This window comes from Nocardia cyriacigeorgica (assembly GCF_010868145.1).
Lineage (GTDB): Bacteria > Actinomycetota > Actinomycetes > Mycobacteriales > Mycobacteriaceae > Nocardia > Nocardia cyriacigeorgica_D.
Genome location: NZ_JAAGUY010000100.1, coordinates 1 through 274 on the forward strand (window position 1 = coordinate 1; position 274 = coordinate 274).

Genomic DNA, 274 nt, shown 5'->3' on the forward strand with positions numbered 1-274 from the left:
CTTCAAAATCAGGTAGTGGAGAGTTAGGCTGATGAACCTGACAGCTGATGAACCTGACAACAGGGAGGTGCCATGGCGAGGCTGAAGATCGGCTACCTTCTGCCGACGCGTGACCAGGCGATACAGGGTGTGCACGAACCAGGACGGTTTGTCGAGCACGCCCGGCGGGCCGAGGATGTGGGTCTGGACTCGGTCTGGGCGGGTGACAGCCCGGTCACCCGGCCGCGCGCGGATCCGCTGATGGTGTTGGCCGCCGCGGCCAAGGCCACCGAAC

The 274-nt window shown here is 64.2% G+C and carries 1 protein-coding gene; it reads left to right on the forward strand.

Annotated elements, in window-relative coordinates; all coding sequences use genetic code 11:
* Nucleotides 1-72: 72 nt before the first annotated feature.
* Nucleotides 73-274 (forward strand): LLM class flavin-dependent oxidoreductase (locus GV792_RS28920; RefSeq protein WP_163828155.1); only part of this gene is annotated, 202 nt, incomplete at its 3' end.